Raw genomic sequence first — 13,302 nt, forward strand, 5'->3', positions numbered from 1 at the left:
TGGTGCCGATGGAACGGGAGACGCACGGGATGGACGGACCGCTATATGGTGTGAAGGTCATCGAATTCGCTGGGTTGGGACCTGCGCCTCTGGCAGGGCAACTCTTGGCCGATATGGGGGCCGATGTGGTGGTTATCGACCGTGTCTCTGGCCCAGCCGATCCGTATGACGTGAACCGACGCGGCAAGCGATCGGTGGCGTTGAACCTGAAGTCTTCCGAGGGATTGGAAATTGCGCAGGATCTGCTGGCGCAGGCTGATATCCTGATCGAAGGGTTTCGACCCGGCGTGATGGAGCGTTTGGGCCTTGGGCCTGCCGATGTGTCCGACACTCTTATTTTTGGGCGTATGACAGGATGGGGGCAGGAGGGACCGCTGGCCCAGACTGCGGGGCATGACCTGACCTATCTGGCGCAGACCGGTGTTTTGAGCTTGCTTGCCACGCCCGATGGACCGCCGCGCCCACCCTTGAACCTTGTGGCCGATTATGGCGGTGGGTCAATGTTTCTGGTCTTTGGCGTGCTCTCTGCCCTGATTGCGAGGGGCCGGACGGGCAAGGGGCAGGTCGTCGACGCGGCCATGGTTGATGGCGTGCCCGCGATGATGGGGCTGTTGCATGGGTTCATGGCGTCCGGGTTCTGGACCGACAGGCCGGGGCAAAACTGGCTGGACGGAGGGGCGCCGTTTTATCGGTGTTACCGCTGTGCCGATGATCGCGATGTCGCAGTGGGGGCGCTGGAGCCACAGTTTTATGCAGCCTTGTTGGCGGGGTTGGGTCTGGAGGGGGCAGAATTGCCGGATCAAAATGATCGCGCGGGATGGCCTATGTTGACGGCGCGCTTTGAGGAGGTTTTTGTCGGCAAGTCGCGGGATGCTTGGGCGAAAGTGTTCGCGGGCACTGACGCGTGCGTGGCCCCAGTCCTGACAATAAAAGAAGCGCGGTCCGATCCGCATTTGGCTGCGCGTGGCACCTATGTGGCACCGGGAGAGGTCTGGCAGGCCGCACCTGCGCCGCGCTTCAGTGACAGCGTGCCGCGCGTGCCTGTGCCTCCTGCTGCACCGGGGGCGGATGCGCAGGCTGTGCTTTTGGAACTAGGCTATGATGCCGCGCGGGTGGCGGCGCTGAAGGCCGAAGGCGTTTTGACATGAAAGCGCTGATCGTCGGCGGCGGGATTGGCGGACTGTCTGCTGCCATTGCTTTGCGCTTGCGCGGTTGGGATGTGACCGTGTTTGAGCAGGCCTCGGCGTTGACCGAGGTGGGCGCGGGATTGCAGATTTCACCCAACGGATGGCGCGTATTGGATGCGCTGGGGGTGTCGCCGTATCTGGCAGACACAATGTTCGAGCCTGAGGCAATCGAGATGCGTTTGGGTGTCTCGGGCACCCGCGTTTTCCGCTTGCCGATGAAGGGATATGCGCGTCAGCGCTGGGGTGCGCCGTATCTGCATGTGCATCGGGCTGATCTGGTCAATGCGCTTGCCGCGCGGTTGTCGGAATTGGCGCCTGAGGCTGTACAGACAGGCCGGGCTGTATCGGGATATGCGCCGGACGGAGCCGTCTTGTTTGAGGATGAAACGCGCGTGGCCGGTGATCTGGTCGTGGGGGCAGATGGGCTGCATTCCGTGATCCGCCAGCAGATGCTGGGGCCTGATGCGCCGCGCTATACCGGCAATGTGGCGTGGCGGGCCGTGGTGCCTTTGACGGAATTGCCTGCGCCGCCGCCGCCCACGGCCTGTGTCTGGGCGGGCGACAAGCGCCATGCGGTGACCACGCGGTTGCGGGCCGGCCGACTGGCGAATTTCGTCGGCATGGTGGAGGAACCGAACCCGTCGCCCGAGGGGTGGCGGATTGAGGGCAGCAGGGACGATGCCATGGCCGCCTTTGCCGGGTGGGACCCCATCATCGCGGGTTTGATTTCGAAGGCCCCTGTATTGAACCGATGGGCCCTGTTTGACCGCGCGCCGTTGCCGCGCTGGCATGAGGGGCGCGTGACACTTCTGGGCGATGCGGCGCATCCAATGTTGCCGTCCATGGCCCAAGGCGCGGTGCAGGCGCTGGAGGATGCGTGGACTCTGGCCGCCGTGTTGGACGGGGCGGCTGATGTGGCAGGGGCATTGCAGCGCTATTTCGACCTGCGCATCGACCGTGTGTCGCGGATACAGGCCGGGTCAGCGGCGAATGCGCGGATGTTTCACAAGGCGTCGGGCCTGGGCCGGATCGGGTTTTACGGGCCGATGGCGCTGGGGGCCCGCATTGCGCCGGGCCTGATCCATGCCCGGCAGGACTGGGTGTACCGTCACGATGTGACCCGAACGGGTTAGGGCCGGGCCCCCTCGCGCACCGATTGAGGGGTCTGGCCTGTCCACGTGCTGAAGGCCCGGTAGAACGAATTTGGATCGCGGTAGGCCAGCAGGTAGCTGATTTCGGCCACGTTCAGCTCGGTCGAGGTCAGGTAGGTGCGGGCAAGGTCCGTGCGGGTGCTGTCGAGCACCTTTTGAAAGGTGGTGCCCTCGTCGCGCAGGCGCCGTTGCAGGCTGCGGGTGCTAAGCCGCATGCGGCGGGCGGCGGCGTCGATGCTGGCCTCGCCGGCGGGCAGCATCTCGGCCAATGTGGTGCGCAGGCGGGCGGCGACAGCCTGTTGTGCTGTCTGCGCTTGTATCTGCCGCTTGAAGCCCGGTTCGAGTTGCGCCCATTGGGCCGGGTCGGCAGAGAGCAGTTTGCGCTCGGCATCTTCGGGTCGGAGGTCCATGCGGGTGGTGCCACCGGTGTCGATGGCGATGCCAAGAAACGCTTCGAGTGCGTCATGGCACGGCAGGCGTTCGGGAAGCCGCGCCGACAATGGCACGATATGGCGGCCCGTGCAGGCGCGTATGGCTTCCATCAGGAAGGTGAGTTCGGTCGCGGCGAAGCTGGCGGGCAGGGGCAGCGCGGGCTGGTTCGAGGTCTTGGTGATCTCAAGCGATCGATCCGGTCCGCGCTTGAGGCCGAGAAACAGAGGGCCCGTCAGCGGTTTGAACAGGGACAGACGTTCAAGGCCGATGGCCACAGTGGGGCTGCAGGTGAAGGCGAAGAAGGCCGGGTTGAACGGGCCGCGGGCATAGGCACGGCCCAGAAACAACGGGGTGTCGTCGCGATCGGCTTCGGCAAGGATGGCATTCCATCCCGCGAAGTAGTGACGGGCGGTGACGCCGCGCCCTTCATTTTGCAGGAAGTCCGGTGGAAAGCGCATTCGTCGCATGACGGCGACGGGCTCCACGTGCAGAAGGCCGCAGAGTTGTTCGGTCGTGCGGGCAATCTTGTAGTGGGTGTCGTGGGACGCGGTCATGGACGCACTGTGCCGCGAATGCAGAAACCGCGCCAGAGGTTTGGCGCGGTTTGCAAGTGCAATGGCGGGGTTTGCTGGTGGCCTAGCCCTTGTTCATCCGGTTTTCGATCAGATCGTCGACCACGGACGGATCGGCAAGGGTCGAGGTGTCGCCGAGTGCGCCGAAATCATCCTCGGCGATCTTGCGCAGGATGCGGCGCATGATCTTGCCCGAGCGGGTTTTGGGCAGGCCGGGGGCCCATTGGATCAGATCGGGTGAGGCGATGGGACCGATTTCCTGACGCACCCAGGTGCGCAGTTCAGTGCGCAATTCTTCCGTAGGCTCTTCACCGCTCATCAACGTGACATAGCAGTAGATGCCCTGGCCCTTGATGTCGTGCGGATAGCCGACCACTGCGGCCTCGGCGACTTTGGCATGGGCCACCAGTGCGCTTTCCACCTCGGCCGTGCCCATGCGGTGGCCCGACACGTTGATGACGTCATCGACGCGACCCGTGATCCAGTAATCGCCGTCTTCGTCGCGGCGGCAGCCGTCGCCGGTGAAGTAGTAGCCCTTGTAGTCGGAGAAATAGGTTTTCTCGAACCGTTCGTGGTCGCCCCAGACCGTGCGCATCTGGCCCGGCCAGCTGTCGGCGATGACCAGCACGCCTTCGACCCCGTTGCCTTCGATGATCTCTCCGCTCGCAGGTTCCAGGACAAGGGGTTTGATGCCGAAGAACGGTTTCATGGCGGCACCCGGTTTGGTGGCGTGGGCACCGGGCAGGGGGGTCATCAGGTGGCCGCCGGTTTCGGTTTGCCACCATGTGTCGACGATGGGGCAGCGCCCACCGCCGACCACGTCATTGTACCAGTTCCACGCTTCGGGGTTGATGGGTTCGCCGACCGTTCCCAACAGCTTGAGAGAGGACAGGTCGCATTTGGTGACATAGTCGTTGCCCTGGCCCATAAGCGCGCGGATGGCGGTGGGCGCTGTGTAGAATTGCGCCACCTTGTGCTTTTCGCAGACCTGCCAAAAGCGCGAGGCGTCGGGGTAGGTGGGCACGCCTTCGAACATGAGCGTCGTGGCGCCGTTGGCCAGCGGGCCATAGACGATATAGCTGTGGCCCGTGACCCAGCCCACATCCGCCGTACACCAGTAGATATCGCCGTCCTTGTAGTCGAATGTGATCTCGTGGGTGAGTGCTGCATAGACGATATAGCCGCCCGTGCTGTGCACCACGCCCTTGGGCTGACCGGTCGAGCCTGAGGTATAAAGGATGAAAAGCGGGTCTTCGGCCCCCATTTCTTCGGGCGGGCAGTCGGCATCGACCTTGGCCGTCTCTTCGTGCAGCCAGTGATCCAGCCCGTCGCGCCAGGCAATCTGCTGGCCGGTGCGCTGGACCACAAGGCAGTGCGTGTCGTGCATCACGTTGATCAGCGCCTGGTTCACGTTGTCCTTGAGGTTGGTCACGCGGCCCCCGCGCGGGGCACCGTCGGACGTAATGACAACCTTCGCGTCACAGCCCGACACACGCGCCGCCAGCGCATCAGGCGAGAATCCCGCAAACACGATGGAGTGGATGGCGCCGATGCGCGCGCACGCCAGCATGGCATAGGCGGCCTCAGGGATCATCGGCATGTAGATCACCACCCTATCGCCCTTGCCCACGCCCAATCCCTTGAGCACGTTGGCCATCTTGCACGTCTCGGCATGCAGTTCGGTATAGGTGATGTGCTTGGCATCGTCCTCAGGGCTGTCAGGTTCCCAGATGATCGCCGTCTGGTTGCCCCGTGTGGCAAGGTGCCGATCAATGCAGTTTGCGGCCACGTTCAGAGTGCCATCGGCGTACCAGTTGATGTTCACATTGCCAAAGTCATAGGACACGTCCTTGACCTGGCTGTAGGGTTTGATCCAGTCAATGCGCTTGCCATGCTCGCCCCAGAAGGCGACTGGATCAGCGATAGATGCGGCATACATCTGATCGTATTTCGCGGCATCCACATGGGCGTTTGCCGCCAGATAAGGATTGGGCGCGTGGGTTTTGGTGACGGACATGGTTCCTCCCGGGTCGTGGTGTCGTGTCAAAGAGGGGCGTGACGTATCTGCCATCCTCCATGGCTGTGATACGCGTCGTGCGGTCCTCCTCCGCTTTGGCGGTGATCATACGCAAAGCGACAAAGAAGTGAACAAGCTGGGCGCGGCAAACCGGTGAGAATTGATCTGAGCCGAGTGTGGCTGTTCTGCGGGCATGGCTGTGGCAGTGGGCAAGGCTGGGCGCGGTCTGGATCGACATCCCCTTGGCAGACCCGCATCACCACGCTAGCTTCCCCATCAAGCGGGCCACCACGTCTCGCATCAAGGGAGAAACATCATGAACAAGATCGCAGTAGGCGGCATCGTTGCCGCCGTGTCGTGCACCTTTGCGCTCGAAGCCGCAGCCACCGAATGGAACGTGTCGGTCTGGGGCAAGCGCCGCGCCTTTACCGAACATGTCGAAAAACTCGCCGAACTGGTCAGCGAAAAGACCAATGGCGAGTTCACCATGAACATCAGCTATGGCGGGCTGTCCAAGAACCGCGAAAACCTTGACGGGATTTCCATCGGAGCCTTCGAGATGGCGCAGTTCTGCGCAGGCTATCACCGCGACAAGAACCGCGTGATCACCGTGCTGGAACTGCCGTTCCTGGGGGTCGAAAACCTCGAACAAGAAGTGGCCGTCTCCTCGGCCGTCTATGCCCACCCCGCTGCCGCTGAAGAGATGGCGCAGTGGAACGCCAAGCTGCTGATGACCTCGCCCATGCCGCAATACAATCTTGTGGGCACCGGCGATCCGCGTGACGATCTGGCCGATTTCGAAGGCATGCGCGTTCGGGCTACCGGCGGCATCGGCAATGCGTTTTCGGCCGTGGGCGGTGTGCCCACGTCGGTGACGGCAACCGAAGCCTATCAGGCAATGGAATCAGGTGTTGTGGACACGGTGGCCTTTGCCCAGCACGCGCACCTGTCCTTCGGCACAATCAACCAGGCCGACTGGTGGACCGCCAACCTGAACCCCGGCACCGTGAACTGCCCTGTGGTGGTGAACATCGACGCCTATGACAGCCTGTCGGACGAACACAAGGCGGCCCTCGACAGCTCGGTGCCTGAGGCGTTGGACCACTACCTTGCCAACTACGCCGAACTGCTGGAGCGCTGGGACAGCGTGCTGGAAGAAAAGGGCGTGCAGAAGGTCGAAATCGACGACGCCGTGATCGCAGAGTTCCGGTCCAAGGCCGCTGACCCGATCCGCGACCAGTGGATCGCCGACATGGAAGGCCAGGGCCTGCCCGGTCAGGAGCTGTATGATCTGGTCGTGAAGACACTGGCCGACGCCAAAGGCGGCAGCTAAGCCGATTGGCGGGGCAGGCCGTTTGGTCTGCCCCGTACACGCTATAAAAACAGGGGGCAGGCATGGCAGGTGCATCCACGGTGCTCGAAGATTCGAGCCTTCTGAGCCGTTTGGACCGGGGACTTGTGCCCATCGAAAAAGTCATGGCCCTGCTCAGCGGCATTGCCGCGTTTTCCCTGATGTTCCTTGCCGCCTATTCGGTGTCGGCCCGCGAATTCTTTGAAAAACCGCTGCTGGGATATGTCGACTACATCGAAGCACTGATGCCGTTGATCGCGATTATGGGCGTGTCCTATGTCCAGCGGAACGGCGGCCATATCCGCATGGACATCATCGTGGGCGCGATGCGTGGGCGGCTCTTGTGGTTCGTCGAACTAGTGATGGTGCTTTTGATGCTTGTGCTGATGATCGCCCTTGTGTGGGGCGCGTGGGCGCATTTCGACCGCTCCTTTGACTGCGCACGACCCTTTTGCAGCCGCGACAGTTCGATTGACGTGTCGTTGCCCATCTGGCCGTCCAAGCTGATTGTACCGGTCGCCTTTGCCGTCCTGTGCGCGCGGCTGGTGTTGCAGGCCGTGGGCTATGCGCGCGCCTTCTGGCTCAACCTTGAAAGCCCGGTGGCGGTGCCGCTGATCCAATCGGTGGCAGCCCAGGCCCGCGCCGAAGCCGAAGCCCTGGACGGAGCAGACTGATGGATCCGATCACGATTGGCCTGTGGACCACGGGCGGCATGCTGTGCCTTGTCTTTCTGGGGATGCGCGTGGCCTTTGCCGCCGGTCTGGCAGGGTTCGTGGGTCTTGTCTGGCTGCGCTGGAACGGCTTCAACTATGATCCAGGACGCTTTGGAAAGGCGCTGGAAATCAGCGTTAAGGTTGCAGGGCAGGTGCCCCATTCCAAAGTGTCGGCCCATGCGCTGTCGCTGATCCCGACATTCATCCTGATCGGCTATCTCGCCTACTATGCCAAGCTGACCACGGCGCTGTTCGATGCCGCCAAGAAGTGGATCGCATGGGTGCCAGGCGGTCTGGCCGTCTCGACCGTCTTCTCGACCGCAGGCTTTGCCGCCGTGTCGGGGGCGTCCGTCGCCACGGCTGCCGTCTTCGCCCGCATCGCCATCCCCGAGATGCTCAAGATCGGCTATAACAAGCAATTCGCGGCGGGCGTGGTGGCCGCAGGTGGCACGTTGGCGTCGCTGATCCCGCCCTCGGCCATCCTTGTCATTTACGCCATCATCGTCGAACAGGACGTGGGCAAGCTGCTGCTCGCCGGGTTCATTCCCGGTGCGTTCTCAGCGATCGTCTACGCGGTTCTGATCATCGGCATCGCGGTCATCTTCAAGACCGTGGGCCCGCCTGTGACAGGCTTCACGTGGAAAGAACGCTTTCTCGCCCTGCCGCCCGCGCTGCCCATCGTGGCCGTGGTCGTGATCATCATCTTCTTCGTCTACAACCCCTTTGGAGACGCGTGGGGCACCCCGACCGAAGGCGGGGCCGTGGGGGCCTTCATCGTCTTTCTCATGGCGCTTTATCGCGGCATGCGCTTGAACGAATTGAAGGACGCGTTGATCGAGACCGCCAAGCTGACGGTGATGATCTTCACCATCATCTGGGGCGTTCTGATCTATGTGCGCTTTCTCGGGTTTGCCGACCTGCCGGGCGCATTCTCGGACTGGATCACGTCATTGACCGTGTCGCCCATGCTGATCCTCGTGTGCATCCTGCTGGCCTATGCGGTGTTGGGCATGTTCATGGACGCCATCGGTATGCTGCTATTGACCCTGCCCGTGGTTTATCCGGCCGTCATGGCGCTGAACGGGGGCGAGTTTGTGAGCGCCGAGGACAGCACCTTTGGCATGTCCGGCCCCATGTGCGCCATCTGGTTCGGGATATTGGTGGTCAAAATGGCCGAGTTCTGTCTGATCACTCCGCCCATCGGCCTCAACTGTTTTGTTGTGGCAGGCGTGCGCGACGATCTGAGCGTACAGGATGTGTTCCGCGGTGTGACCCCGTTCTTCATCGCAGATGCCATCACCATCGCTCTGCTTGTTGCCTTCCCTGCGATCGTTCTGTGGTTGCCGTCACTGGCGTAACTCACCCCGTCTCCGTTCAAAGCGTTCTGCAGGAGAGGGCTGACCGCCTCTGTGCTTGGCAAAACCCACCACACGGCTTATGTCGCGCGCCATGGCCACACATGCCGACATAACCCGCGCTGCACGCCTGTCCGTTGCCCCAATGATGGATTGGACGGTTTTACTATTAATTTAAAATAGTTAATCGAAGTCGTGTGCACCATATGTGCAATGTGAAATCGCCCTCTGGCGCGATCTGTCGGGTGTTTGGCGGTTGGGTGAGCTTGATTAAATCGAAGGGCGTTGAAACCGGAAGGCCTTGGAAGCCTAGCTAACCCTGCAACGGCATTTGGTCATTCGTCCTGCGCCACGCGGATCAAAGATTTAGTGAGTGTAAGGTCGGCTTGAGGCTGGGTGACGCCCATCCGTGTTGGCCTTGGGACCCTCCTTGATAGACAACTGTTTCATTTACGGTGCAAAGTCGACCGTCGCTGCGTTCGAGGTCAATGCCTTAGATGCGGGACAAAAGTAACGAAGATTTGTAGCAGTATTTCCGTTCTAGAAAAATGGACGGTCACAAACGCAAGTCGACCAAATGCGCTGGCACAACCAAGGATTCAACCTACTGTGCCCTAACTAAGGCGGCGGCAAGTTGCCCGATATCTTGGCTCAGAACCTAGGATTTCAACCGGGTCAGTAATTGATGCCAAAACCCACCTACTCATGTGACGAAAGCACTGCCTTGTTCTACTGGCCAATGCTCCTTCGGCACTCAAATCACCTCTAATGCACGCCAAGTTTGCCCAGTTCTCCGAAATTGCCCTATCTGAGGCGGTTGTGGATATGGTCAAGAAATAGCCATTCGGGACAAACTGTCTAACCTCAATTGGCCTTCCATCTAATAGTTCCCAGGTTTCTGAAGTGCTCGCGCTCAACTGGTTTGACAACTCGGCAGCACAATCCCCTGAAGCACATCTCATGAGATCGCATATAGGAAGACGTAGTTCTCTCGTTTGGTTGGTTGCTCCACCTGCCGCACCTTGATTTTCACTGAAAGTCGCTTCAGTTGCAACAACTTCGACTGTGGGTGTTTGAATGGTAACATCTAAGTAGATATCGCATGCCCCCACGAAAAACGTGAGGGCTGCAACGGAGTGTCGCCAATCAGTCATTGGCCATTACTCCACGCGCTTTGAGGCTTTCGACATGCCGATCGGACATGGTATCTGCGCGCTCAAACGCTTCGATTCTGCTATCCCAGATGTCGTCCAAGGCATCATTGATGACGGTATGATAACCAATGATGCGAATGTTGTCGGGACCATCAGAAAAAGTAAGATCATGGCCTCGGGCTTCAACCTTTTGGCGTTCTACGTGCTTATGATAGGAACCTCCTCCGCCGAAACCTATCCCAAAGACGGAAGCGGATGCAGATCCACCGGCTTTGAAGTCTTTTTCATAATCATACTGCCATTCTTGTTCGCTCTTAAATGTGACTGACAATCCACGACAGACAACCAAATGCGTGGGGAATATCTTTAAGGTGCCGTCCTCTCCAAGCCAGCGTTCGAACAAGTTGAAGTTTTGCTTGATGAGTGAGTTCTTAAAGATGGAAGGAGTGAACCACGTGTCCGCTATGTAAGGTATGGCCATCAAGGCATCGACGCTAACGGTCATCTCGTTGGATGCGGCAAATTCTTCCTCAATCTGTTCATGGGAAGAAACCTGTGACTTAAATTTAAATGGCCCGTATCCGACGCTTAGTGATGCGCTCCAATCCGTGGTGATGCTTTCCGACGCTTCGGAAACACTTGTGATACCGGATGAGAGTTGACCAAAATCGGCACTAGCAATTGTCTGGATAGATAGTGCAGGTGTCATCATATGTTCATTTATGAACAGGTTGGAATCGTGTGCTGGTTTCGAAGCAAAGTAGACAACGCCAAACTTGTCGCGCTCTTCTGGATATGCAGTGTCTTCAAAGCGAGGATAGCGCATTGTTGCGGCAGGGCTAATCAGCTTCTTATACGCTTCCAATATCTCTTTGTGATCAGCATCATCGTACTCTTGATCTCGTAGTCCTACTTGAAGGGCCAACTTGAGAAGCCGTCTTTCTCGCACTTCCTTTAGCCGAAACGATTCTGGTTGGCCCTGAACCCAATGAGTTTCCTCAGCTAAATCACCCGGATCAATCTTCTTTAGTTCAGCGTACCTTGCCCATTTTTCGCCAAGACGCTCTTGGATTTTTTCTTCCTTTTCACCTAGGTTTTCAATTTCGACCTCTAGTTCGTCGATTCGCTCCAGAATTTCCTCGTCTAACTCATTGGTTTCAACTAACGTAAGTGCCTTTGAAAGAAATGAACGGTATTCATCTGACAATTTTGAACGAAGTTGCAATCCGCTACCAAGGCTATCACTAGTTGGTTGAGGTTCGATTGCAGCATTGAATGCACGATTGATCATTCCTCGAGAAAACCACTCGTACTCAGTCGATACATCAAGTGGAATGGCCGAAGCTTGAATTTGATACTTGCCGTTAGGCGCTAGCTCTCCTAGCGACGACTTAATGATTGAATAGAAGTGATCAATTGATAAGTTCCAGTTCTTTAGGACATCGACTTCTTGAATCTGTGACATGTTGCACCCTCTGATTGATTCGTTTTCGGATGGAAGTTCAAAGCTCCACCTACGCTCAGAGTGAAGGTGCCTCGTAACTTGAGAGTCTCTGGGGTGTTAACGATGCGTTAATTCGATAGCTGACTCTATATATTGTGGTTTTTTTTGGGGTAGTCATAAAATGTAGTTCAGCAAAACGTGCGATGACCCACCGAGAAGCCGATGTTGGAACAAGGGCGTTAGGACTGCGACCTTTACACACGTAGTCGCGTCGAGAATACTGCGGCTTGTATTTGATAGGGGCCCTTTGATGGCGGGCTATTACATAAATATCTTTGGTCTGTTTAAGATCGCTGATGAACAAGGCCATGAAGTGTTACTGCATGGCCAAAAGGAGCGAGCCTTGCTCGTTCTACTTGCTATGTCTCCTGGATTTGCGCGTTCTCGGAATTGGCTCAAAGCACATCTCTGGAGCGACAGGCAGGAGAAGCAAGCATCCTCAAGCTTGCGGCAGGCACTATGGCGGATCAGGAAGGCGTTCCCAGAGGAAAAACAACTCATTGATGCTGATGCCGACGCAATCTGGCTCAATCAAAACTATATTTTGGGGATCAACAACGAAGACAGTAACCGTCTCGAGCTTTTTGAAGGAGCTGATGTAAGAGACCAGGGTTTTGAAGAATGGCTTTCAATGGCTAGGGTCGGTGCGACTGTTCGAGATATTGCAGTTTCAGTGCCAAGATTGCCCTGTGTGGTAGTTAATCCCCCAGTCGTAAACGGTATAACCGTAACCCACGATACTAACTCAGATGATCTTATCGAAGATATCATTCATCTTCTATGTAACGGCGGCCTAGTTGACGTATTTGACGCAAGAAATTTGAAAGATGATCAAAGCCGAAGCCTTTCGTCTCCATCGCTACGGCGAGATGCACTCATACATTGGAAATTTCAGTACAGGCATGGCTTAGTCGAAATAGGCGTGCGTGTGGTTGAATTTGGGACAAATCGCGTACTGGCGATGCTAAGGCGGACTTTTTCCGAAATCGACCTTGCTAGCGGAAGTGCGACAAGGTTTGAAATTTTGGCCGGAGTTACCGATGCGATTGAAACTGCAGCCTTTGAAACCAGCGAGCAAATTGGCCAACCAGAAACGATTTTCAAAGCTGTGCATCAACTCATGAGCCATTCTTTGGAGGGGCAACAATCGGCAAGGCGCTATCTAGAGGAGCTCACAAAGGTAAGAAATCACCCTGTCGCTACCGCTTGGTGTGCGTTCTCATATGCGGTTGGGGTTGGTGAACGGTACGAGCGATTAGATAACGCGTTTTTTGAGAAGGCTCGAAGCCTTTGCAGTCTTGCAACGAATGCAGCTCCGACAAATGCTGTAGTGCATGCCATAATTGGGCATGTCTGCGGGTTTGTATTCCGGGATTTTCACGAAGCTTCTGAACACCACAACCTAGCTCGCGAATTAGCTCCTGGGCTTCCAATAATTTGGGATTTCTCAGCGATGAATGCCTTGTACACTGGCGAGTCGGAGACGGCATATAGATTTGCGCACCAAGCATCCCGCTTGGGTCGACATAGTTCGCTTCGGCCATACTACGATACTTCGGTCATGATGTGCGCAGCGGCTACTGGGCGTCATGCAGAAGCAATTGAGGTTGGTAAGAGGGTGCTGACTAAGATTCCTAAAATACTGCCTGTTATGCGCCACTTGACTGGTTCAATGGCTGCACTCGGTGACTATGATGGTTCGTTATCAATGATGAGAGAGGTTGGGAAGTATGATCCGGAGTTTTCATTGGATGCATTGAGTAATCCGACGTACCCGATCATAGCTAAGGATAGTATCGAACTAATTAGGAATGCATTCATTAGAACTGGCCGTACTTATTCGATGAATTAAATCAAGGACTTGTG

Annotated in this window: 9 protein-coding genes; 6 read left to right on the forward strand and 3 right to left on the reverse strand. The window is 57.6% G+C overall.

Features of this window, described 5'->3' with window-relative positions; genetic code table 11:
* Nucleotides 1-29: 29 nt before the first annotated feature.
* Together Q1A32_RS19280 and Q1A32_RS19285 are read left to right on the forward strand one after the other, a co-directional pair.
* A complete protein-coding gene (locus Q1A32_RS19280; protein WP_299656916.1) occupies nt 30-1,148 on the forward strand; it encodes a CaiB/BaiF CoA-transferase family protein in 1,119 nt (372 codons plus the stop codon).
* Entirely contained in the window at nt 1,145-2,320 is a 1,176-nt protein-coding gene (locus tag Q1A32_RS19285; RefSeq protein ID WP_299656919.1) for an FAD-dependent monooxygenase, read from the forward strand. The genes Q1A32_RS19280 and Q1A32_RS19285 overlap by 4 nt, the downstream gene beginning before the upstream one ends.
* Here Q1A32_RS19285 and Q1A32_RS19290 read toward each other — a convergent pair.
* A complete protein-coding gene (locus Q1A32_RS19290) occupies nt 2,317-3,324 on the reverse strand; it encodes an AraC family transcriptional regulator (RefSeq protein WP_299656922.1) in 1,008 nt (335 codons plus the stop codon). The two genes, Q1A32_RS19285 and Q1A32_RS19290, sit on opposite strands and share 4 nt — an antisense overlap.
* Nucleotides 3,325-3,406: 82 nt before the next feature.
* Nucleotides 3,407-5,359: an acetate--CoA ligase gene (gene acs / locus Q1A32_RS19295; protein WP_299656925.1), complete on the reverse strand. Its 1,953-nt coding sequence runs from the start codon at nt 5,357-5,359 to the stop codon at nt 3,407-3,409.
* A 316-nt stretch (nt 5,360-5,675) separates the two neighbouring features.
* Between acs and Q1A32_RS19300 the strand changes: the two genes are divergently transcribed.
* From Q1A32_RS19300 to Q1A32_RS19310, 3 genes are all read left to right on the forward strand, one after another.
* Nucleotides 5,676-6,692: a C4-dicarboxylate TRAP transporter substrate-binding protein gene (locus Q1A32_RS19300; protein ID WP_299613934.1), complete on the forward strand. Its 1,017-nt coding sequence runs from the start codon at nt 5,676-5,678 to the stop codon at nt 6,690-6,692.
* A gap of 62 nt (nt 6,693-6,754) precedes the next feature.
* Nucleotides 6,755-7,384 (forward strand): TRAP transporter small permease subunit, encoded by a 630-nt coding sequence (locus Q1A32_RS19305; protein ID WP_299613935.1) that lies wholly within the window; start codon nt 6,755-6,757, stop codon nt 7,382-7,384.
* Nucleotides 7,384-8,781, forward strand: a complete 1,398-nt coding sequence (locus tag Q1A32_RS19310; protein ID WP_299656928.1) for a TRAP transporter large permease — start codon at nt 7,384-7,386, stop codon at nt 8,779-8,781. Before Q1A32_RS19305 ends, Q1A32_RS19310 begins: the two co-directional genes overlap by 1 nt.
* 1,143 nt (nt 8,782-9,924) lie before the next feature.
* Here Q1A32_RS19310 and Q1A32_RS19315 read toward each other — a convergent pair.
* Nucleotides 9,925-11,397, reverse strand: coding sequence for a hypothetical protein (locus Q1A32_RS19315; RefSeq protein WP_299656931.1), 1,473 nt, complete (start codon nt 11,395-11,397; stop codon nt 9,925-9,927).
* 289 nt (nt 11,398-11,686) lie between these two features.
* Here Q1A32_RS19315 and Q1A32_RS19320 point away from each other — a divergent pair, with 289 nt between their 5' ends.
* Entirely contained in the window at nt 11,687-13,288 is a 1,602-nt protein-coding gene (locus Q1A32_RS19320) for a hypothetical protein (RefSeq protein ID WP_299656934.1), read from the forward strand.
* Nucleotides 13,289-13,302: the final 14 nt, after the last annotated feature.

Source organism: uncultured Tateyamaria sp., from assembly GCF_947503415.1.
Classification (GTDB): Bacteria; Pseudomonadota; Alphaproteobacteria; order Rhodobacterales; family Rhodobacteraceae; genus Tateyamaria.